The following is a 22,717-nucleotide window of genomic DNA, read 5'->3' as shown; positions in this document are numbered from 1 at the left end:
ATGCCAATTAACTATTTAACTAAATGAATTTCTCGATCAAACAAATCACGCATTTTTTCATTGAAATTGTGTGCAATAAAGACAATTGTTGCTGGAGTTTTGACTAAATTATCCAAAATTTTCATCGTAGCATTTTGGTCAATTGCACTAGTTCCCTCATCAATCAAAATGATATCACTATCGTGAATTTTTGCCCGAGCCAAAACAATCTTTTGTCTTTGTCCACCAGAAATATTGAGTTTATCTAAATCAAGCTCATGGTTTAAACCATCCTTGAACTTATCAACGTCTGTAGAAAGCTTAATTTCTGACACCACTTTTTTAACTTGCGGATCTAGCTTTTCATCAAACATAGTAATATTATCGCTAATACTTGCAGGAAATACCACTGGATCTTGTGGAATATAACCAATGTGCGACATATCAGGGGTAATTTGCTCACCGTTTTGATCTTTAAAGATAATTTTACCAGAGCTTGGTTTAATTTGACCTAAGACCAATTTAAAGAGCGTCGATTTCCCGGCTCCTGAATCACCTGTAAGTAAAATCTTTTCTCCTTGATTAATAGTTAAATCAGGGTATGTCAACTTTTCACCATTTGGAAATTGTAAGCTTAGATTTTCTGTTGCAATCGCAGCTGGCACTTTGCCATCATGATTAAAGTCATGAGGCACAAATTCTGCATCTTTATTTACTTTTTCTCTAACAGCGATAGTACCTTTCATTTCACCACGAGAAACTGTAATCATTTCCAGACTTTGATTTAAATAAAATCTAAAGTTACCAACAATTAATAAAACACCAATCGTTACAGCACCATTTTTTACTAAATAACCAGTTAAAATAAAAATTAACAATCCAAAAATAGCTGAAACAGTGCCGTTAATCCCGTTTAATAATTTAGTATAAGCTGTTTGTTTAACAGTTGCATCTTCTAATTTTTTTGATGCTTTTTGAGAGACTGAAAAAAGCTTAGCACCAGCCATAAACTGACGAATTTGATCTAAACCAGCCAACCATTCATTTAATGTATCAATGTATTTTTGATTAGATTCAGAAATCAAATTGGTTGCACGACTTAAGGGGGCTTCAATCAATTTTGGTAAAGCGAGCGATAGCAAGACCATTACCACATTAGCAATCAGTAATGTCCAATTTAAAGCAATTAAGTAAACCAAAATTGCAATAATTTGTACAGCTCCGTAAATTATAAAATAAATATTAAGAAAGTAATTATCATTAATTATGGTCAAATCATTAGTCAATCTATTTTGAGCGTCAGAAACATGATGTTCTTTTTTATCAAAATAATAGTGCTCTACAATCTGTCTACGAACTTTATCGTTTAGTTCTTGTTGTTGCACTTTAGTTAAATATGTAGCTACACTGTATAAACAATAATTTGCCGCTAAAACTATTATCGAAACAGTATTAATTAAAACAAATTGTTGCCAATTGCGAGCAACTACACTGTTTGTTTCTTGCTGAACTAAATATGTACCCAATACTGAAAGAATAGGTATTAAAATTGTCACAAGCAAGAAAGCAACAAAGCGGAACGGATTAATCTTTACAAAATTCTTAAAAGTCATCCTTAGTCCTCCTTTTGCTTAGGTTGTAATTTAATTTCTTGATCAAATTTAGCCTTTAATTCATCACTATAATTATGAGCTATCATTAAAATGGTTTGATTTGTCTTTAACAAATTATCTATAATTTTTTCTGTTGCTTGACTATCAATAGCACTCGTTACCTCATCCATTAATACTAGAGGTTGGTCATGAATTTCGCTACGCGCTAAAACTACTTTCTGTCTTTGACCACCAGATAAATTTTCATTTTTTAAATCAACAATAGTATTTAGTCCAGATGGCATTTTTTCTAAATCGCCTGCTAATTCAACTTGTGAAGTTACCGAATTTAATTTATCAGCCAATTTTTGGTTAAACATTAAAATATTTTCTTTAATTGCCACCGGAAAGACAACCGGATCTTGTGGCACAAAGCCAACTTTGACATTTTCAGCATCAATTTCATTACTATCTTTATCATAGTATGTCACTTGTCCACTAGCTGGCTTTAATTTCCCAAGCAAAACTTTAAACAGAGTTGACTTACCAGTTCCTGAATCACCAGTTAGCAACACCTTTTGTCCTGGTTTAATCGTAAAATTAGGATATGCGATGTTTTCGCCATTCTTGTAACTTGCAACGAGATCTTTTACTTGCAAGCTATAAGCTTGCTTTTTATCGCTAGTTTCGATTTCTTTTCTTAAATCAAAAGTCTGCTTACGCAACTCTTTAGTAGATTTTACTTGCGTAATTGACATTGTAATTTGCCAAATAGCTGAGAAAATTGTGAAAGCAAAACTTCCAGCAATTGTAAAATCACCAAATGAAATCAGATGATTAAAAAATAAAATTCCGGCAAAAAATGACATTCCTACTTGAGCAATTGCATTACCAAAGCCATTAAATACATATGAAATTCCTTGGTACTTATAGCTCCTTTTATTAGCAGCAACTAAATTGCCACTTGCTTCATTTAACTTTCTTTGAAGACGTGAATATGCGCTATATCTGCGTAATTCTTGCAGACCACCAAGCCAGTGTTCCACCGCATTCAAAAGTTTTTCATTCATCTTATTGACGTGGTCACTAGCTTCAGAGGTCTTTTTCTCCATGATTTTCGGAAGTAACAGAGTAATTATTGCTAAGACTGCTGTCACAATAATCAACATCCAGTTTAAGCTGAGCAAAGCAGTAATTGACAAAATAATTTGCAAAAGTCCGCTTAAGATTTGAACCCATGGATTAGCATAATTATCGCTGAGCATTTTTAGATTGCCAGTCAGATCATTCTGCATTTCAGAAACCTTTTTATTAGCGCCATTATAGTAATGATGCATAATTTCGTTTCTTATTTGGTGAACGTAATTTTGTGTCTGTCTGGTAAAAGCAATCGTTGCAATCGGTAATAAGACAACTGTCAGCAAATTCGCCAGAGTAATCATTATTTGCCAAAATATAAAACCATTTAAATCGCCCTTGGTAATGTCATTAATAGCATACTTAAATAGATATTCCGTGAGCGTTCCAGCAATGGCATAAACCACATAGAACAAAATTATTAAACTCCCACGCCAGTAATTGCTCTTAAACAACTCTTTTATAGACATCCTTAGTCATCTCCAAATATATTTTAAATTATTAATTATTTTCTAATTAATTTTAATATGTTTTTATTATATGCATTAAAAGATAATTTTTAAAGACTTCTTAAATAAGATGTCAAAAAAGATGACTAAGTGGTCAAAAATAACAAAAAAGTAAAAAAAATAAACCTGTCTCATATGAGACAGGTTTATTAAATATCTTATTATCCGCGACGCTTTTCAGCAATTCTTGCTGACTTACCATGACGTTCACGTAAGTAGTAAAGCTTAGCACGACGTACGCGACCTTGACGCTTAACTTCAACTTTAGCAACACGTGGGTCGTTTACTGGAAAAGTACGTTCAACGCCGATACCAGATGACATCTTACGAACAGTGTAAGTAGCGCTGATGCCAGCACCCTTCTTCTTAATTACAACACCTTCGAAGATCTGGATACGTTCGTGGCTACCTTCAACAACACGTACGTGAACACGAACAGTATCACCAGGACGGAAGTCTGGTAAATCGGTACGGATTTGATCCTTAGTAAGTTCTTGAATTAATGGATTCATTATATAAATTCTCTCCTTCTACGGCATTCATTAACGTTCTTCGCCAGCGGAATACCCATAAATCAGTGGCTTATGCCACAAAAAATAGTGTAACAAATATCTACAGACTTGTAAATAAGTTTATTGAAGATCTCACCTCCACATACGTGGAGAACACCACTCTTCTAATTTGTCGGCTCTTTCTTGATCAGGATCACCTCCACACACGTGGAGAATACACTTTAATTCCTATTGATCCAATTCAGCCTTAACATCAGCCAGCATTTTCTTTTCTTCAGTTGATAATTCACGATTTTCTAGCAGATCTGGACGATTGATATATGTCGTCTTTAGTGCCTGGTAATGGCGCCACTGCGCTATCTTTTGGTGGTTACCTGATGTTAAAACCTCAGGTACTTTTTGCCCTTCAAAATCAGCTGGACGAGTATATTGCGGATATTCGAGCAAGCCATGAGAAAAACTCTCTTCTACTGGCGATGCTTCATTTCCTAAAATACCTGGCAATAATCTCACTGTCGCATCAATCATGCTCATTGTGGGCAGTTCCCCACCAGTTAAAACATAATCGCCAATCGACACAGTCTCATCAGCTAAATCATAAACGCGTTGGTCAAAACCTTCATAATGACCACAAATGAAAGTTAAATTTTCTTCTTTTGACCAATTTTGAGCCATTTCTTCATTAAAAGTTTTACCTTGAGGCGCCGTAATGATCACTTTACCTTTATCTGAAAGCGAATCAAGAGCCTTCTTAATCGGCATTATTTGCAAAACCATACCAGCTCCACCACCATAAGGCGTGTCATCGACATGATGATGAACGTCGCTTGTAAAGTCTCTAAAATTGACTAAATTCAGGTCCCATTTACCATCTTCTAAGCCTCTACCAAGCATTGAAACTTTCAGCGGCGTAAACATATCGGGAAAAAGTGTTAAAACATTAATTTTCATCGCGTAATCCTTCAAGTAAAGTAACTTCAATACGTTTTTGTTCTAGATCAACCTTTTTAACTACTGAAGCAATATTGGGGATCCAAAAGCTCTTGCCTCGTTCTGGCTTGATCTCCCAAATATCATTAGCACCAGGCGTTTCTATATTTACTAATTGGCCTAATTTTTCGCCAGTTTCACTGTCAAAAACAGGCAGTTCCAAAATATCCTTAAAATAATAAGATCCTTCAGGAAGTTCATCGCGGTCTTGTTCAGCTACAAAAAGATCTTTTTTAAGGATTTTTTGTGCTTCATCAATATCAGTTATTTCTTCAAAACAAACCAAGACAAATTGCTTTTGCATACGACTGCTTGCCACAGTAACTTTTGTTTCAATATTTTCATTATCTGCGCCAATATACAACTTGCTACCTACTTTAAAACGTTCATTAATAAAGTCAGTAATTGGATTTACCTTAACTTCGCCCTTAAGTCCATGAGTAGTTAAAATTTTACCTACTTCAAAATATTCTGTCATTTTAAAATCCTTTATATAAAGAAAAAAGCTTGGGCAATACTTCCCAAACTTTTTTAATTGCAATAGTAAATTACTTACCGTATTTTGCGTCGTGGTATCTCTTCATTAAACCAGCTTTTGAAAGTAAGCTTCTTACAGTATCTGAAGGTTGAGCACCCTTTTGCAACCAGTCGAAGACCTTGTCTTCTTCAAGCTTAACTTCATCAGGGTTAGTAAGTGGGTTGTAGTAACCAACTTCTTCGATGAAACGACCATCACGTGGCATACGTGAGTCAGCTACAACGATACGGTAGAAAGGTTTTCTCTTTGAGCCCATACGGCGCATACGAATTTTAACAGACATTAAATTTTCCTCCTAAATTTCTTGACTTAAATAATATAGCACATACTTTTTAAGGTGTAAAGGTTTTTTGCTTAACACCTTTAATTTTTTAAGAATGGAATCTCTTAATCTTCTTCATGCGCTTACGTTTATTCTTTTTAAACTTCTTAGACATTGAACGCATCGCCATCTTACCCATTGGCGTATTCATCCCTGGTAAATTGCCTAAGCCCTTCATATTGCCGCTAGTCATCTTTTGCATCATTTCTTTTGATTGCTTAAATTGCTTGATCATGCGGTTAACTTCAACAACTGGAACACCAGAGCCAGCCGCAATTCTTCTGCGACGTGACGGATTAAGCATGTCAGGATCTTCACGTTCAGCTTCAGTCATTGAGTAAACGATAGCTTTCATGTGCGCAATTTGCTTATCCGGAATTTGAATATTCTTTAAAGCTGGATTATTGGCCATACCTGGAATCATTTTAATGATTTGGTCTAAAGGACCCATCTTTTGAACTTGGTCCATTTGGTCAATAAAGTCATTAAAGTCAAAGGTATTTTCGCGCATCTTTTGCGCCATCTTTTCAGCTTCTTTGGCATCGTAGTCTTGCTGAGCCTTTTCAATCAAGGTCAACATATCACCCATGCCCAAGATTCTGGAAGCCATTCGATCTGGGTGGAAACTTTCTAAAGCGTCTAATTTTTCACCTTGACCAGTAAAGATAATTGGCAATCCCGTTACAGCACGTACTGAGAGCGCAGCACCACCACGAGTATCACCATCAAGCTTAGTTAAAACAATACCAGTTAAATCAAGATCTTTATTAAATCCTTCAGCTACTTGCGTTGCTGCTTGACCCGTCATGGCATCGACAACCAGCAAAGTATTATCAGGATGGGCAACTTCAGTAATGCGCTTTAATTCATCCATTAAGGCTTCATCAATTTCCAAACGACCAGCCGTATCGATAATTACATAATCATTTTTATCTTCTTTAGCTTGGTTTAAACCATGTTCTACAATTTGAGCTACGTCTTTATTATCTTCGCTATAAACTGGTACATTTAATTGTTGACCAATTTGACGAAGCTGATCAATAGCAGCTGGACGATAAATGTCGCCAGCAATTAAAAGTGGACGTGCTTTTTCGTTTTTAATTAAGTAATTAGCTAGCTTACCAACAGTTGTGGTTTTACCAGTACCTTGCAAACCAACCATCATGATAATTGTTGGGATATGAGGAGCCTTGTTTAGCTTTACTGCTTCTTCACCCATCATCTTGGTTAATTGCTCGTCAACGATCTTAATAACTTGTTGACCTGGATTTAAACTTTCTTGAACTTCTTTACCAAGCGCTTCTTTTTTAATTTGCTTGATAAAATCTTTAACTACCTTAAAGTTAACATCGGCTTCTAAAAGGGCCAATCTAATTTCTCTTGAAGCTTGGTTAATATCTGCTTCGCTAATCTTACCTTTACCAGTAAGATTTTTTAATGCTTTTTGTAATCTCTCACTTAAATTTTCGAAAGCCATGGATTACATCTCTCCTAATTCATGTAATAAATTTCCTATTTCATCATGAGCTTCATCAATTTGATGATGATCAACTGCCCATGCAATTTCCCAGACTTTATCTGAAATATTTTTATAATCACGTCTCATATGAAGCTTATCTTCATAATTTTCTAAAGCCTTACTGCTTCTTTTTAAATTATCGTAGACAGCCTGCCTAGAAACATGATGATTATCGGCTATTTCTCCTAAAGAAAGATCATTATAATAATAATCTTCAAAATAGCTTTGTTGTCCCTTAGTTAATAAAGGACCATAGTAGGCATATAAATCGCCTAATTTTTCATTTTTTTCAAGTTCATTCATATGTCTCACCTTGAACCAGTATAGCAAAAATACACACAATTTAACATTATGACTTTTATATCGTTCAAAACTTCACATTAATGTTAAAATGTACTTGTACCTATTATGAGGAGGAAATTGAAACCATGTTTGCGACCGTATTTTATTGGATCGTCACTGTGGCCGCACTTCTTTGGGGTGTTTGGTCACTAGTTTGGTCTATTATCTATCTTGCTAAAAAAGAAAATGGAAATCTTTGGATCTTTGCAATTATTAATGCTTTAAGCTCAATTGCTTTAGCTATTATTTACTGGATCTATTCATCATTAGATTATCAATGGTTCTGGTTTGCTTCAAAGCAACCAAATATTGGAAACATTGTCTACTTATTAATATTCTTTATTATCTTGACAGTTTTACAATTTATCTTTGGTTTTACCCGCAAAGCCAAAACCGCAAAATAATTTAATAATCTATAACAAAGGCGCTCAAGCAAAAACTTGAACGCCTTTTATTTTTCATCTTCAACTGATTATAAGTTTGGATCCATGTTAAATGTTAATTTAGATAGTTTAATTGCATCAGTAAACATTTGCCCCATTAGCTCTTCACTGTCTTTCTTAGTGTGAGCAACAGTCTTTTGATTTTCACGAGTTAAGTAATTGGTTAATTCGTCGCCTGACAAACCATTTGCGTTTTCGATAATTTCTTCAACACGTCCACGGTAGTAGCGGTTTAATTCTTCCAAATACTTAGTATCAAGTTGAACGAATTGCGGGTAGTGACTTTCTACCAATGCAGATAATGACTTATAATACCACCATGCGTCATCACGATTATAAGTCATTGAAGTGTTATTAAATGATGGATCAGTTTCATTCATGTTGCTAAAGAATGGAATATATGGGCTAAATGTTGGTCCACCAATACATAACCACATAATACCAGCCATTTCTTCTGGAACGTCATTTCTAATTTGCAAAATATGAGAGTTTTGCGTTCTGTTTAAACCAATTGGACGATAGCGATGCTTTTCTTCTTCAGTGCCGTGACCAAATGGATCATAAGGCGTATCTTGATAATGTGAACCTAAAGCATATTCGATGTCTTCTTTAGCCAGTTTCTTTGAAGCCTTGCGGATAAATGGAATATCTGGATCTTCAGGATCTTGTTCAATTTCTGGGTTAAATAATTTTTGGATGTACCATTGACGACTAGTGTTGTAATGACGGTCTTGTTCAGTGTAAGTACCAAAAATGTGACGGAAGTTCCAACCTTCGTGATCTGGATTTAAGTGATGCTTTTCAACAAATTCTTGAATCCCTTCACTCCACATAAAATTATCAGGATCATCAAAGTTAACTTGTTGAATAGCTACACGGTTACCAGTTGCTGCGTAGCAATCATCTGGAATACGTTGTGCAACCCAGTGGTGGCCAGTAACAATTTCCATGTACCAAGCTTCGTCTTTATCACCGAATAAAACTGAATTTCCGGCTGGAGAACCGTATTTTTTAATTAAGGAACCCAAGCGCTTAACGCCATCACGAGCAGAATCAATATATGGCAAAACAACGGTTTGCATACAATCTTCATCCAATCCATCTTTAACAAGTGGATCAAAGGCTAAAGTTCTTTCGTTACCATAAGTTGATTCGGTACAAGACATTGCAACGTTTTTTTGGTTAATACCACTTTCGTCGTAGTAACCTTCTTTTTTATAGTCTACATTTGGAACAGCTGGAACTCTTTGAGCATCTTCAGGCAAGTCCATTTCGAACTTGTTAAGCCAAGACTTAATCTTGCGCCCCTTTTCACCATGAGCTGCTGGTTCAATAATAAATCTATGTGGTGAAATAGCTTGAGCGGTATCGTCATTACGCGAAATCATGACAGATCCGTCAATTGATGCTTTTTTTCCTACTAAAATAGAAGTACATGCACTTAATTTTTTCATTGACTTCTCCTCCTTAAAAATACTATTTATATACACTTATTATCTTAAATCAATCCTTGGAAAAGTCCAATTGCAAACTTCTCAGCATCAAAATCAGCCAAATCGTCAACTTTTTCGCCAAGTCCGACTAATTTAACAGGCAAGTCCATTTCGTTACGGATAGCTAAGACTACCCCACCTTTAGAAGATCCGTCTAATTTAGTTAAAACTAAACCAGTTAATTTAGTAGTTTTATCAAAATCTTTTGCTTGAAGCAAAGCATTTTGTCCAGTTGAACCATCTAAAACAAGCAAGATTTCATTTGGTTGATCAGGCAAAATCTTTTGAATTGTTCTCTTGATCTTGTCTAATTCATTCATCAAGTTAACCTTGTTTTGCAAACGGCCTGCAGTATCAACTAACAGATAGTCGACGCCTTTGGCTTTGGCTTGGCTAACTCCTTCATAAACAACAGAAGCTGGATCTGCTTTAGATTTTCCTGTGATAACTTCAACGCCGTCACGCTTGCCCCATTCAACTAATTGTTCAACAGCACCAGCTCTAAAAGTATCCGCAGCTACCATCATGACACTCTTGCCAGAATCTTTTAATCGTTTAGCTAATTTACCAATGGTTGTTGTTTTACCGGCACCATTTACGCCAACGAATAAGTAAACGTTGGGTTTGGCATTTTCATCATAAGCTAAAGTAGAATCTTTCCCTTGGCCGCCTTTATCATAGATATCGACTAATTTTTCAACAACAACTTGCTTTAATTCATCATGACTCTTGGCATTTTGTAATTTAGCTTCATCACGCAAGGATTCAGTTAATTGTTCAGCTGTTTCAAAACCAACATCTGATTCAATTAATAAATCTTCCAAGTCATCGAAAAAATCTTCATCGACTGATCTAAATTTTGCGAAAAAGGCATTTAATTTTGCACCAAAAGAATGGTTAGTTTTTTCTAGACCGCGATCATAGCGTTCTTGATCGCTTTCATCCGTTTCTATTTCACTCTGGGAATCGGAATGGTTACCTTGGGTATCTTGACGGGCTTCATCAGAACTTTCAGAAAATTCTTGGTCCTGCTCTTCTTGGTCAACTACTTTACGCTGATCTTCACGGTCTTGGCTTTGCTTTTCAAATAAGGATCCTGAATCTGACCAGTTTCTATTTTCTATATCATTGTCAGATTTTTCTTCAGTCGATTCATCTTTTTTTTGTCGATCAACTCTTTGTTGCTCTAAATTAGAGCCAGCATCTGCCCAAACACGATCTTCTGGTTCAACTTCTTTAGTTTCAACCTCAGAATCAGCTGAATTTTCTTCAACTTGTTGTTTATCTTCAGCATCAGCTTTTTCTTCAGCTTCTTTTTGCTCGACCTCTTGTTGATCCTGCTTTTCTTTTTCTTGGTCTTCGTCAGACCCACCAAAAAGCGATCTTTTTATCTTATCAAATAAACCCATCTTAGTTCACCTCTTGCTTTACATCTTTTAATGATACTGATAATACTTGCGAAACACCAGATTCTTGCATTACCACGCCGTACAAATTATCTGCTTTTTGCATTGTTCCGCGTCTGTGCGTAATCACAATAAACTGCGTATGCAAATCATAGTGGTTTAAAAACTTAGCAAAACGATCAACATTTGCTTCATCTAATGCTGCTTCGACCTCGTCCAATATACAAAATGGAACTGGATTTACCTCAAGCATAGCAAATAACAAGGTAATGGCCGTCAAGGCTCTTTCACCACCAGAAAGCAAACTTAAGCGTTGTAATTTTTTGCCAGGTGGTTGGGCGATAATTTCAATCCCTGTCATTAATAAATCATCTGGCTGGGTCAAAACTAGCTTAGCTTTTCCGCCACCAAACATAATTGGGAAGATATCTTCAAATTTCTTTTCAACAGCCTTAAATGTCTTGTCAAAACGCTGCCTAACTTCATCATCTAGCTTCGACATTGATTCTTGGATATCGCTTCGTGCTTTAAGCAAGTCATTTTGCTGACCATTTAAGAAATCATATCTTGTTTTAACGTCTTCGTATTCTTCAATTGATTGCAAATTCACCGGACCAATATCTTCAATTGACATCTTGTGAAGCTTAACTTCTTTTTCAAGATTTTGACGAGTTTCAAGATCATTTTTGCCATCAGTTAGAGCAATTGCAGCTTCATAAGTTAAAGAATAATCTTGCGATAAGTGACGCAGTTTTGAATTAATCTGACTAGTGAATTGCGATAATTCAACTGACAATGCTTCTTGATCTTCAGCTGCATCTTTACGCAAATCATAATTTCTGGAAGCTACTGATTCTAAATGATTAATTTGCGCATCGATTTTTCCAAGATTTTGGTTGCTTGCAGCTAATTTCTTAGTTAGCTCGGCTTTTTCTTGGTTCAAACTTTCAATTTGCTCATTAATCTCTTCTTGACTTGCGCTAGAATCCCTTGCCTGATCTAATCCAGATAATTTATTTTCTAAATCGCTAAGTTGAGAAGCATTGTTTTTAACCTGTTTTTGCACTTGGCTAAAGCGTTCTTTTGAGTTTGCCTGTTTATTTTTAGCAACAGCAATTTCAGAATTAATTTCAGCTAAATCATTTTGCAATTTGGCATAAGCTTGATCAACATTTTCTAATGTTTTCTTCAAGTCATCCATCTTGGCCTTTTGCTCGTTAGCTTGCGTATTCAAAGATTCTTTTTTATCTTTTTTTTCTTGCAGTTGATTACTCAACTTATTAAGTTCATCAACTTGCCGCTTATGAGCTTGTTTTTGTAAGTCATCTAAGCGTTCTAAACGTTTAGTTTCTTTTTCTTGGTTTTGAAAACGAATTGCTTGCTCGCTAATCTTTTGATTAAGTTCTTGGAGCATGCTTTGCTTATCATTTAAAGCCTGGTTATCAGAATTCTTTTCAAAATCAGCAAGTTGCTTTTGATATTCAGCTAACTGCTTTTGGTGCTTGGCAATATTTTGCTCTAAAGATTCTAACTCAGCATTCATCTGTAGTGGCGAATTAGAGCGCTGGTTGCGTGCACCACCAGTCATACTACCGCCCGGACTAATGATATCGCCGTCCAAAGTAACAATGCGATAATAATGCCCGGTGCAATTTTGAATGCGCAAGGCAGTATTCATATCTTTAGCTACTAAGACATTCCCCAGCAAATAATTAATCGCATTAGAAATGTCGGCACTTCCTTTAGTAGAAACTAATTGCGAAGCAACTCCGATAAAACCATCGATTGCTTTTAAAGTGGTAATCGTTGATTGAGCCACAGTATGTTGACGTAAGCTGTCTAATGGTAAAAATGTAGCTCGACCAGCATGACTTGTTTTAAGCAAACTAATGGCATCTTTAGCACTTTCACGATCTCTTGCTACTAAATCTTGTACGCCAGCACCTAAAGCTGTAGTTAGCGCAGCTTCAAGATCTGCTGGAAATGAAATTAATTCACCAATTACCCCAATTACACCAGAAAATTGCTCTAAGTGATTTAAGACATACTTAACGCCATAGTAGTACCCTTCGTGGCGATTTTGCAATCTCTTAAGTCCATCTAATTGTGCATTTTGGCGGGCAATATTTGCTTGAGTTTGCTGAATTAAAGTATTCAAATCGTCCAAGCGCTTAGTTTGCTGAGTAACCTTTTGGTTCAAAGTTTCAATCTCAGCTTTTAAGGCTTGGCGCTGGGTAACTAATTTTTTACCTTGATCTTTATATTGCGCCAATAATTCTTGAGCTTGAGTCAGCTCTTCTCGCAAATGCTGATCTTCAGACTTTGGAGCATTCAAACGCTTAATTTCATTTTCTAAATAGACAATCTGATTATTAGTCGAAGTCTGCTCTTGCAGTAAGTCAATATAGCGACTGCGAGCATCATCTAATTGCTTGTTTAAAGAAGCTGGATCTTGCTTTAAACTAGAAGAAATTTTTTGTTTTTTCTCATCCAGCTTCGCTAAAACATTCTTTTGCTTATCAATTGTAGCTTGAATTTCAGCAAGTTCCTGATCAAGTTCAGATTTTTGAGCACTTAATTCAGATTTTTGGGCTAAATATTCCTTGCGTGTTGCAGCATCGTATTCACGAGATTGCTGACTCATTTGTAAGTCAGTATTCAAACTAGCAATTTTTTGCGTTAAAGAAAGCAACGATTTTTGCTGGTTATCTTTTTGAGCATGTAAAGCCTTAGAAACTTCTTTTTTAGCTTCTAAATCTTGCTGAGAAGTTTGAACTTCTTGATCAAGCTTATTTAAAATCGCCTTATTTTGGTCTGCTTTTTGCTTAAGGTCGCGCTTTTGCTTGTCTAAATTTTGAATTTGTAAAGCCAGCAATTTCTTTAGCTTACTGTCTAACTGACTTTTTTCAAATTTATATTCTTTAGCAAGCGAGCTTTGCTCATGAAGCGGTTCAACCCGGTCTTCTAATTCCTTAACTAAATCGTTAATTCGAATTAAATTTTCGTTTGTCTTATCTAATTGACGTAAAGCAACTTCTTTTTGCTGCTTAAAATGGAGTACGCCGGCAGCTTCTTCAAAAATTCCGCGCCGATCTTCTGGACGCGAATTCAAAATTTGATCAACTTTTCCCTGTGAGATAATTGCTAAGCTGTCTTGCGATAAGCCTGAATCGACAAACAAATCGCGAATATCTTTTAAACGTACTTGTTGATTATTAATCAAATATTCACTATCGCCTGAGCGTAAAATACGACGCGTTACAGCTACTTGTTTATTATCAAAATTGAGCTGCTTGTCTTGATTATCAAAAATCAAACTAACTTCAGCCCGGTTTAAAGGCGCACGAAATTCACTACCAGCAAAAATGACATCTTTCATATTTTCGCCACGTAGCGATTTTGCGGAACCTTCTCCCATGACCCATCTGATAGCTTCAGTAATATTACTCTTACCACTACCGTTTGGGCCAACAATTCCCGTTATTCCTGTATCAAAATTAATAGTTGTTTTATCTGCAAATGACTTAAAGCCATTTAAGATTAATTGCTTTAACGGCAAAATCTCACCTATTCTTCTTTATTTTTTCTTCAGTGCTTTGGCAGCTGCTTCTTGTTCGGCTGCTTTTTTATTTCTTCCCGTACCAGTCGTTAATTTTTTGCCTGCAACAGACAATTGCACTGTAAAGGTTGGTACGCTTTCATCTTGGCTAATGACGTTGTATTCAATATCAATGGCGCCATTAACTTGGAGCTTTTCTTGTAATTCAGTCTTATAGTCGCGAGAAGCGTTAAAATCGCCTTCAGCAATCAAGGGGTAAACCGTCAAATGCAAGAAATGCTGCACTGCTGGCATCCCTTGGTCTAAGAAAAGTGCTCCATTAAAGGCTTCAAACACATCCTCAAGCAAGGTCTTACGCTGACGTGCACCAGCTTTTTCTTCACCTTTGCCCAGGTTAACTTCTTTTTGAAAGCCACATTCTTTAGCAAATTCTGAAAATCCTTCTGTGCGGACAATATTTGAACGTAAACGTGTTAATTCTCCTTCATTTAACTTAGGAAAATGGCGGTACAAATAATCAGAAACTGCCAACTCTAAAACGGCATCCCCTAAAAACTCTAATTTTTCATAATCAGTTGTACCAGGATGCTCATTTGCATATGAAGAATGCGTAAAAGCAGCATCTAGTAATTTTTCATTGTGAAATGCAATGCCATATTTTTCTTTTAGATTTTTTTTGAAAGCTACTGAAACCATTTAACTGTCCTTTCATAATTAACTCTTTAATTATAACCATTTTTGCCTAATGAAAAAAGCTATCTCCCTTAAGAGATAGCAATTTTGTTAAATTGTTTATTTTATTTTGCATAACCAACATAGTACCAGTTAGGAAAACCACCACCCATGCTCATCGAAGGCTTGAGTGAATAACCAGTTAGCTTGTTATTAACGGCAGTAATTGAGTAGCTATTAGCAACTGGAACAACGTAAGCTTCATCGTCCATGTATTTTTGCCATTCATGGAACTTTTTAATCCGGTAGTCTTTATTGAATGCTTTAAGCGAATCCATATCATCTAATAATTCAGTATTCTTTTTAGTTACAAAGCGTGAATAATTAAATGGTGCATTCTTACCATAAAGATCATTTTGTGAAGGTTCACTTGATAGCGACCAAGCACCGATAAACATGTCGACTTCTGGCGCATCGTTTTGAACTTTATCATAAAATGAGTTACTTTCGATTAAACGTCCCCCAGTTAATTTAACGTTTAAGCCCATCTTCTTCCATTGCTGGATGTAGTTTTGAATAATTGGCTCTTGCACTGAACTACCAGTCATTGTAGCTAAGTGAATGGTCAATGGCTTACCATTAGGTTGAACGCGGTATGTACCCTTCTTTTTATAGCCAGCCTTGTCTAAAAGTTCATTACCTTTTTTAATGTTGTAAGTGTAGCCTTTAATATTTTTATCAAAGTAAGGACCATATTGTTTTGGAATTAAAGTTGGAATTCTGAATGAAAGACCTGATGAGTAGCGCTTATAAACCTCATTAACGTTCATTCCGTAAGCAATCGCTTGACGCAAAGCCTTATTGTTCATTTTGGCGTGATCATTCATTACATTTTCGCCAAGTTTTGCATTCCATTTACCCACTTTAAAACCTAAATATGAATAAGCTAAAGGAATATTAGCGATAAAGTTTACTTGCTTAGTATTTTTAACGTTTTGCCACTGGGAGTTAATTACACCCATAACATCATATTTTCTACTCTTAATAGCTTGCGCCACTGAATTAGGAGAAATAACTGAAGCTGTAATCTTATCTAACTTAGGTTGACCTTTGTAATAATACTTATTTGGAACCCAAGAAACAGATTGCCCACGAACTACCTTGCTTACTTTATACGGACCATAAAATAGTGGCTGTTTACGGATTTTATTTGAAGAAATTAACTTCTTAAATGGCACATCTTTTAAGTAGTGATATGGTGCGGCTTGTTCCCAAATATAGCCATTTCCTGATTGAGTCATACCAGGCTTCATTTCTTTGAAATGTAAGACAACAGTTCGCCCATTTTCACCATCTGGCATTTCAATACCAGAAATGGTGTTAGCTTTGCCTTCGTGGTATTCTTCTAAGCCAACTAAGTCAGCTAAACTAGAAGTGTAACGCTGAGAAGCAGTGTCTTTGTTAGCGATAATTTCGTAGGCATATTCGTAGTCCTTAGCTACTAGGGGTTGTCCATCAGACCACTTAACTTTTGGATTAATCTTAATTGTTGCAGTCTTAGCATCTTTGTCAATGCTAATATCAGCAGCTCCACCCTTACGATAATTATAAATGTCGTCAGTTGCAAATAAGCTTTCATCACCATATTGCATAACTTCAGTATCGGTCGCATTAGTAGACAATTCATCATTGAAAATTCCAGTGAATGGAGTATCTACTTCAACAGCTACTGAAACGTGACCACCTTTTTTAATAGCCTTTTTTGGTACACTTTCTTTAAAGTGAGTGTTGGCTGTTTGGTTTTGATTGCTGTTGCCACAAGCAGCCATTGTTAATGCAACACCTGACATTAAAGCCGTCATTGCTACTAATTTAGACTTTTTCATAATTTCCTCCTAAATGAGGACAAGTTGATATAACAATAGTAGCACGCTTATTTTATATATACAAACACAAAAAAGAAGCAGATATTCTGCTTCTTTTTTGATTTATGCAATTTTAATGGTTTATTAATTACTTCACGTATGCTACGTCGTACCATAATGCGTTTGCAGTTGATGGTTTTACTGAGTAGCCAGTTAACTTGTTGTTAACAGCAGTTACTTCGTAACCGTTAGTCATAGGCAATACGTAAGCTTCATCGTGCATGTATTGTTGCCATTCGTGGAACTTCTTGACACGGTAATCCTTGTTCAAAGCCTTTTGTGAGCCCATCTCTTTAAGCAATTGAGTGTTCTTCTTAGTTACAAAACGTGAGAAGTTGAATGGTGCAGCTTCAGAGTATAAATCATCTTGAGTAGGTTCACTTGATAATGACCACATACCTTGGAGCATATCTACTGATGGGTCATCGTTTTGAACCTTATCGTAGAATGAGTTACCTTCCATTAAACGGCCACCAGCTAACTTAACGTTTAAGCCAAGCTTGTGCCATTGTTGGATATAGTTTTGAATAGTTGGTTCTTGAGTTGAACTACCTTGCATTGCGGCAAAGTGAATTACCAATGGCTTACCGTTAGGTTGTACACGCCATTTACCCTTCTTCTTGTAGCCAGCCTTGTCAAGTAATTCATTAGCTTTCTTCAAGTTTTGAGTGTAAGGTTTAACATCTTTATCAAAGAATGCACCGAATTGTTTTGGTACTAAAGTTGGAACTTGGAATGAAAGTCCATGAGTGTAACGCTTGGTTACAGGCTCAATGTTCATACCGTAAGCAATAGCTTGACGCAAAGCCTTGTTGTTCATCTTTGCGTTAGGGTTCATTACGTTCTTACCCTTCTTAGCGTCCCATTTACCAACTTTAAAGCTAAGGTATGAGTATTGTAATGGAACTCTAGCAATGAAGTTAACGTCTTTAGTTCCCTTTACGCTTTCCCATTGTGAGTTAACAACTTGGGAAACATCAAACTTGTGAGACTTAATTGCTTGAGAAACTGAATTAGTACCAATTGCAGAAATTGTAATCTTGTCTAACTTAGGAGTTCCACGCCAGTAGTAAGGGTTACGTACAAATGATACTGATTGGCCACGAACAACCTTATTTACTTTAAATGGACCAAAGAATAATGGCTTCTTTCTGATCTTGTCTGAAGATACTAAGTCTTTAAATGGTACATCTTTTAAGTAGTGGTATGGTGCAGCTGATTCCCAGATGAAGCCGTTACCAGATTGAGTCATACCAGGCTTCATTTGTTTGAAGTGGATAACAACCTTGCGGCCATTTTCACCATCTGGCATTTCAATACCTGAAATAGTCTTAGACTTGCCATCGTGGTATTCTTCCAAGCCTACAATATTAGCCAAACTTGAAGTATAACGTTGTGATTGAGTTGCTGGGTTAGCAATAATTTCATAAGCATATTCGACATCTTTTGCAGTTACTTGCTTACCATCTGACCACTTAACGCCCTTTTTAACGTTAATAGTAGCAGTCTTAGCATTATTATCAATCTTAATAGTAGCTGGACCTTTGTCGTTATATACGTACGTATCAGTTGTATCAAATAAGCCTTCGTTTGCTGGTGCAACTACCTCAGTATCTGAAGCATCAGTTGAAAGTTCATTTGAGAAAATTCCTTTAAATGGTGAGTTAGAGATAAGTGCTACTTTTACTGAACCGCCTTTTTTGGCAGCTTTAGTTGGCACAGCAGCCTTAAAATTCTTAACATCATTTGAACCTTCTGAGTTTGACTTGTTACCACAAGCAGCTAAAGTTAAAGCCACACCAGTAAGCAAAGTTAAACTTCCAAATAATTTGGCTTTTTTCATATTACATTTCCTCCTGTAAGTTAGGATCAAGTTGATGTTTAAATATTATCATCTAAATTTTAAAATTACAAGGGTTTTGCTTATATTTTTTTAATTTATTTTAAGTTTAAATATTATTAAACAAAATAACTATCTATAAAAAGCGTTAAAATCAGCAATTTTAAGCGCATATTATCAGTGGATTAGTCCAAATATTATATTTATGAGATTTATTTTCATTAACAATATAAAAAATCACTTTATATATACTCATACAGATTTATATGAGAGCTAAATAAGAATCTCATATATAAAAAAATGAATCTTGCGATTCATTCTCATTAAATTTATTTACTTTTTAATTCATGAGCCTTTTGAATAATGTATTCTTTTAAGGCATCACTAGTTTCAGGATGGGTTAAACCATATTCAATTGAGGTTTCAAGATAACCGAACTTATTCCCTACATCATGTCTGCGCCCTTTAAAGACATGCGCAAAAACTCGCTGGGTTTTGTTCATCGTATCAATGGCATCGGTCAATTGAACTTCACCGCCGCGTCCCGGTTTTTGCGTTTCTAAAACATCAAAAATCTCAGGAGTAAGCAAATAACGACCAATAATGGCATAATCACTTGGTGCTTTGTCAATATCAGGTTTTTCAACAAACGACTTTACATTAATTAAACCTGGTTCAATTTCTCCATCTGGCTCAATAACACCGTATTTTGAAACTTCTTCATGAGGAACCGGCATAACAGCTAAAGTAGCAGCATGAGTTGCATCATAACGCTCAATTAACTGCTTAGTAAGAGGAGTTTTATCTTTCATTAGATCATCGCCGAGCATAACGACAAATGGTTCACCACCAACAAAGCTACGTGCGCGATAAATCGCATCACCTAAGCCTGCTGGATGAGGCTGACGAGTATAGTAAAGATTCACCCCTAAATTAGTAATTCCTTCAACTTGCTTTAATAATTCGATCTTACCAGTCTTTTCAAGATCTTGTTCTAATTCAGGATTTGCATCAAAGTGATCTTCGATTGAGCGTTTATTTTTACCAGTGACAATTAAAATATCCTCAATCCCTGATGCTTTAGCTTCTTCTACGATAAATTGAATAGTTGGCTTATCAACTATAGGAAGCATTTCTTTAGGCATTGCCTTAGTAACTGGCAAAAATCTTGTACCCAAACCGGCTGCAGGGATAACCGCTTTTCTAACTTTCATGTTTTTCCTCCAAGGGTAATATTTTTCAAACAAAAATAATTATAGCATGAGTATAAGTATATTAAATAGGTGTTTTGATGGTAAAAAGGAATAGTAAACTTAGTTATTATTCACCATATTATTGATAAAGTAAGTTATCAAATTTTGCGTCAACATTAGCTTGTGCATCGCTCTGATTCTTCCAGTAAACTGCATCAGTCCAAGCATTTGCACCTGAGCCTTGAACTAAGACAGTTTGACCTTTTTCTTGAGCCCAATACAAGTACTCACCTGCACCAGCTGACTGATTCCAGCCATGAATATTAATCATATTAAAGCCATTATAGTTCATCTGTCCAGCACGGCCCCAGCCTTTAGTTTGATTTTGATAATCCGGTTTTAGCATATAGTTTGAAATATCAAAATCTTTTTTCAAAGTATGAAGCGTAAGCGTTGAGCTGCCATCTGAGTTTACATAAGAAACCGTATTTTGACCAATCATCATTTTGTTTTCATGGCCATCCACCACGCTATACCAAGTTCCTTGCATTTGGGAAGGTAAATCAAAAAGTCCAGCATCTCCAGGAACAGTCGACTCATTTTTCTTAATTTCATTATTATCGTCATCTTTTTTAGCTGGTGCAAAAGTTGTATCGGTATCTTCATTTTCTGAATCTTTACCAATAAATTTATCTAAATTAAGTTCATTGTCTCTCTTAAAGATAGTTTTTTCATGATCTTCGTTTGTGACGATCAACTTGCCAGATTTATCAAATTTAGCAGTTAATTTAGTTTTATCATTATCCTTAAGTTTTATAACAAAAACATTCTTAGACTTCTTTTCCCAAGTTAATTTTTCATCGATATTTTCTTTATCTTTTGAAACGTAACAAAGAGTAAACTAAAAAGACTGACTCCGATTCAATATCGAAATCAATCCTAGTTTCATAATATTTAATAAAGTTGTCTACTTTTAGAATTCATATCAGTCATAAGTCACTGCAATTTAGAATTTTTTAATAACTAAAACGATGTAATTAGCATCATGCGTATAATAAGATAATTACACAGTTATAATTCTAATCCAAATTCGGTGAATCAAATATACTGACAAGTAAGATAGAATCCAAGTACAAATCCAAATAATTATAATTCCTATATAAATATTGTATTGAACAAAGTGCTTAAAGTTAAAGATATTCCATAAAATTCGATCCCAAAACACATTAGCTAAAAATGCTCGATAAGCGTAAAATGCTAGAAAATGTATAGTTTTAAGGCATCGATTCATATTAAAAACTTTTTGAGCAATACAGATTAAATAAATTAAGAAAATTACTGTTAAAGCATAAATTGCCATTGAAGGTAGATAATAACTATCACTGGTTAAATTAGTAATTTTTGAGTGAGTAATAAAAATATTACGTGTCCAAAAATAAGTAAACAAATAAATTCCTACTACAGCCCACCAATAATTCATCAAAAAGTTTTGAATTTCTTCATGAAAATTCCAGCTTAAGCCTCCATAAATTCCAAAAATTAGAAAGCTAAAAAAAACTCTATCTAAAAGATACCAATGTTGGGTATAAGGCCCATTTAAAATGAAATGGTCGTAAAAAATTAACCAACTAAAATAAATAATTGCAGAAATTATGACTGTAAAAATTAATTTGAAATAAGAATGTTTAACCCAGACACAGATGGCTTTAATAGCAGGCATAATAATTAAAAACTGAAGCATCATGACACTATACCAAAGATGAGGAGCAGCGTTGCCACTAAAAAATTGCCAAATAAAAGTTGGAATGTTATGAAAATGTCCGTGTTGTTGTAGATTTGGCATTAAAATTAAGTAGGCTAATGTCCAGGCGAAGGTTGGGAAAAAATTATTGCTCCATTGATTAAGGAAATAAGATTTAATAGGTAATTTATAAGTCTTATCATTAGTGCGAATTATGGTAAAGACAATTCCAAAAATAAAAGCTGGAGAGGTAAATTTTACAAAATTATATAAAGAAGTTAAGAAAAGTTGTTTTTTAAAGTCTAATGATAAAGTTAAAAATAAAGCAATGATTGGTTGCAGCATTACGCATCCATTGGCAATGACTTTTAAATAGTCACCAATATCTGCAAGCCACCAATTCTTTTTGTGGTCATTAATTTGCATGTTATAAATGTCCTTAATTAAAATTTTGAAAAGAAGTCTCTTTAACTTTATCAAAATCTATCTGGTTTTCACACTAAGGTTTATTAATGAAACAGCTAAATTTATAAATTGTTTCTTTTTCTCTAGTAGTGAATCTTTTCAAAATATAAGTTTTTGAACTAGGAGATTTAATTTAATTGATATTTAGGATGCTGAAGATTTAAAGGCGAAACGATACTAAAAAAATATAAAAAAGACTGATGATCTTCGTTAAGTACTGCCCTCGGAAATCCGTGTCCGAATTTTGGAGGGGGGTCACAACATTTCATCAGTCTTTTTTGGACTAAGAATCTTTTTTTCTTAGACACGTTTCTGAGAAATAGCGACGGATTGGATGATTTAAGTAAGTGTATAGTAGTTAGGAGATAAAATAATTGTAATATGTAATAGCCATAATGGTTTTGTAGAAGTCCGCAACTATTTTCATAGGAGATAAGCATGAAATCAAGTAAAAAGTGATGAATATTAAAATTTGATAGTATACTTAGCTTTTACTTAATTAATATATTCTTAAATTATATAACGCGTAGTGCTAGTTAA

General features: G+C 35.1%; 17 protein-coding genes and 1 pseudogene. 1 reads left to right on the top strand and 17 read right to left on the bottom strand.

Annotated elements, in window-relative coordinates:
* Positions 1–11: 11 nt before the first annotated feature.
* From BN55_RS00705 to ylxM, 8 genes are all read right to left on the bottom strand, one after another.
* Positions 12–1,592 (bottom strand): ATP-binding cassette domain-containing protein, encoded by a 1,581-nt coding sequence (locus tag BN55_RS00705; protein WP_008469611.1) that lies wholly within the window; start codon positions 1,590–1,592, stop codon positions 12–14.
* A gap of 2 nt (positions 1,593–1,594) precedes the next feature.
* Entirely contained in the window at positions 1,595–3,178 is a 1,584-nt protein-coding gene (locus BN55_RS00700) for an ATP-binding cassette domain-containing protein (protein ID WP_008469610.1), read from the bottom strand.
* 200 nt (positions 3,179–3,378) lie between these two features.
* Positions 3,379–3,729 (bottom strand): 50S ribosomal protein L19, encoded by a 351-nt coding sequence (gene rplS / locus BN55_RS00695; protein ID WP_008469608.1) that lies wholly within the window; start codon positions 3,727–3,729, stop codon positions 3,379–3,381.
* A gap of 228 nt (positions 3,730–3,957) precedes the next feature.
* Positions 3,958–4,680, bottom strand: coding sequence for a tRNA (guanosine(37)-N1)-methyltransferase TrmD (gene trmD / locus BN55_RS00690; protein WP_008469606.1), 723 nt, complete (start codon positions 4,678–4,680; stop codon positions 3,958–3,960).
* Positions 4,670–5,197: a ribosome maturation factor RimM gene (gene rimM / locus BN55_RS00685; protein ID WP_008469604.1), complete on the bottom strand. Its 528-nt coding sequence runs from the start codon at positions 5,195–5,197 to the stop codon at positions 4,670–4,672. The genes trmD and rimM overlap by 11 nt, the downstream gene beginning before the upstream one ends.
* Positions 5,198–5,267: 70 nt before the next feature.
* Complete coding sequence (gene rpsP, locus BN55_RS00680) at positions 5,268–5,540, bottom strand: 30S ribosomal protein S16 (protein WP_008469603.1); 273 nt, start codon at positions 5,538–5,540, stop codon at positions 5,268–5,270.
* A gap of 88 nt (positions 5,541–5,628) precedes the next feature.
* Positions 5,629–7,056, bottom strand: coding sequence for a signal recognition particle protein (gene ffh / locus BN55_RS00675; protein WP_008469602.1), 1,428 nt, complete (start codon positions 7,054–7,056; stop codon positions 5,629–5,631).
* 3 nt (positions 7,057–7,059) lie between these two features.
* Positions 7,060–7,401, bottom strand: a complete 342-nt coding sequence (ylxM, locus tag BN55_RS00670) for a YlxM family DNA-binding protein (protein WP_008469601.1) — start codon at positions 7,399–7,401, stop codon at positions 7,060–7,062.
* A gap of 125 nt (positions 7,402–7,526) precedes the next feature.
* On the opposite strand from ylxM, the gene BN55_RS00665 reads away from it, so the two are divergent.
* On the top strand, positions 7,527–7,844 hold the full coding sequence (locus BN55_RS00665) for a hypothetical protein (protein WP_008469600.1): 318 nt from the start codon (positions 7,527–7,529) through the stop codon (positions 7,842–7,844).
* A 68-nt stretch (positions 7,845–7,912) separates the two neighbouring features.
* On the opposite strand, the gene BN55_RS00660 is transcribed toward BN55_RS00665, so the two are convergent.
* The 9 genes and pseudogenes from BN55_RS00660 to BN55_RS00620 all read right to left on the bottom strand — a co-directional run bounded on the left by BN55_RS00660 (position 7,913) and on the right by BN55_RS00620 (position 22,138).
* Positions 7,913–9,337 carry a C69 family dipeptidase gene (locus tag BN55_RS00660; RefSeq protein WP_008469598.1) on the bottom strand — a complete coding sequence of 475 codons (1,425 nt, stop codon included), beginning with the start codon at positions 9,335–9,337 and terminating at the stop codon, positions 7,913–7,915.
* A gap of 44 nt (positions 9,338–9,381) precedes the next feature.
* Positions 9,382–10,785, bottom strand: a complete 1,404-nt coding sequence (ftsY, locus tag BN55_RS00655; RefSeq protein WP_008469597.1) for a signal recognition particle-docking protein FtsY — start codon at positions 10,783–10,785, stop codon at positions 9,382–9,384.
* 1 nt (position 10,786) lies between these two features.
* Positions 10,787–14,341: a chromosome segregation protein SMC gene (smc, locus tag BN55_RS00650; RefSeq protein WP_008469596.1), complete on the bottom strand. Its 3,555-nt coding sequence runs from the start codon at positions 14,339–14,341 to the stop codon at positions 10,787–10,789.
* 18 nt (positions 14,342–14,359) lie between these two features.
* On the bottom strand, positions 14,360–15,037 hold the full coding sequence (gene rnc, locus BN55_RS00645) for a ribonuclease III (protein ID WP_008469595.1): 678 nt from the start codon (positions 15,035–15,037) through the stop codon (positions 14,360–14,362).
* 101 nt (positions 15,038–15,138) lie between these two features.
* Entirely contained in the window at positions 15,139–16,899 is a 1,761-nt protein-coding gene (locus tag BN55_RS00640) for an oligopeptide ABC transporter substrate-binding protein (RefSeq protein ID WP_008469594.1), read from the bottom strand.
* 127 nt (positions 16,900–17,026) lie between these two features.
* Positions 17,027–18,781, bottom strand: coding sequence for an oligopeptide ABC transporter substrate-binding protein (locus BN55_RS00635; RefSeq protein WP_008469593.1), 1,755 nt, complete (start codon positions 18,779–18,781; stop codon positions 17,027–17,029).
* Between the two features lie 326 nt (positions 18,782–19,107).
* On the bottom strand, positions 19,108–19,992 hold the full coding sequence (galU, locus tag BN55_RS00630; protein ID WP_008469592.1) for a UTP--glucose-1-phosphate uridylyltransferase GalU: 885 nt from the start codon (positions 19,990–19,992) through the stop codon (positions 19,108–19,110).
* A 118-nt stretch (positions 19,993–20,110) separates the two neighbouring features.
* A pseudogene (locus tag BN55_RS00625) lies at positions 20,111–20,848 on the bottom strand (DUF3642 domain-containing protein); the annotation flags it as partial.
* Positions 20,849–21,034: 186 nt separating this feature from the next.
* On the bottom strand, positions 21,035–22,138 hold the full coding sequence (locus tag BN55_RS00620; RefSeq protein ID WP_008469590.1) for a hypothetical protein: 1,104 nt from the start codon (positions 22,136–22,138) through the stop codon (positions 21,035–21,037).
* Positions 22,139–22,717: the final 579 nt, after the last annotated feature.

This window comes from Lactobacillus hominis DSM 23910 = CRBIP 24.179 (assembly GCF_000296835.1).
GTDB lineage: Bacteria > Bacillota > Bacilli > Lactobacillales > Lactobacillaceae > Lactobacillus > Lactobacillus hominis.
Note: the sequence above shows the minus strand (reverse complement) of the source record. Positions and strands in the feature narration are given on the sequence as shown.

Excerpts from the sequence above, each read along its gene's own strand:
- BN55_RS00640 (WP_008469594.1), bottom strand. The coding sequence starts at position 16,899 with ATGAAAAAGTCTAAATTAGTAGCAATGACGGCTTTAATGTCAGGTGTT.
- ylxM (WP_008469601.1), bottom strand. The coding sequence starts at position 7,401 with ATGAATGAACTTGAAAAAAATGAAAAATTAGGCGATTTATATGCCTAC.
- rpsP (WP_008469603.1), bottom strand. The coding sequence starts at position 5,540 with ATGTCTGTTAAAATTCGTATGCGCCGTATGGGCTCAAAGAGAAAACCT.
- BN55_RS00665 (WP_008469600.1), top strand. The coding sequence starts at position 7,527 with ATGTTTGCGACCGTATTTTATTGGATCGTCACTGTGGCCGCACTTCTT.
- trmD (WP_008469606.1), bottom strand. The coding sequence starts at position 4,680 with ATGAAAATTAATGTTTTAACACTTTTTCCCGATATGTTTACGCCGCTG.
- ffh (WP_008469602.1), bottom strand. The coding sequence starts at position 7,056 with ATGGCTTTCGAAAATTTAAGTGAGAGATTACAAAAAGCATTAAAAAAT.
- BN55_RS00700 (WP_008469610.1), bottom strand. The coding sequence starts at position 3,178 with ATGTCTATAAAAGAGTTGTTTAAGAGCAATTACTGGCGTGGGAGTTTA.
- galU (WP_008469592.1), bottom strand. The coding sequence starts at position 19,992 with ATGAAAGTTAGAAAAGCGGTTATCCCTGCAGCCGGTTTGGGTACAAGA.
- rnc (WP_008469595.1), bottom strand. The coding sequence starts at position 15,037 with ATGGTTTCAGTAGCTTTCAAAAAAAATCTAAAAGAAAAATATGGCATT.
- ftsY (WP_008469597.1), bottom strand. The coding sequence starts at position 10,785 with ATGGGTTTATTTGATAAGATAAAAAGATCGCTTTTTGGTGGGTCTGAC.
- BN55_RS00620 (WP_008469590.1), bottom strand. The coding sequence starts at position 22,138 with ATGCAAATTAATGACCACAAAAAGAATTGGTGGCTTGCAGATATTGGT.
- BN55_RS00705 (WP_008469611.1), bottom strand. The coding sequence starts at position 1,592 with ATGACTTTTAAGAATTTTGTAAAGATTAATCCGTTCCGCTTTGTTGCT.
- rimM (WP_008469604.1), bottom strand. The coding sequence starts at position 5,197 with ATGACAGAATATTTTGAAGTAGGTAAAATTTTAACTACTCATGGACTT.
- BN55_RS00660 (WP_008469598.1), bottom strand. The coding sequence starts at position 9,337 with ATGAAAAAATTAAGTGCATGTACTTCTATTTTAGTAGGAAAAAAAGCA.
- BN55_RS00635 (WP_008469593.1), bottom strand. The coding sequence starts at position 18,781 with ATGAAAAAAGCCAAATTATTTGGAAGTTTAACTTTGCTTACTGGTGTG.
- rplS (WP_008469608.1), bottom strand. The coding sequence starts at position 3,729 with ATGAATCCATTAATTCAAGAACTTACTAAGGATCAAATCCGTACCGAT.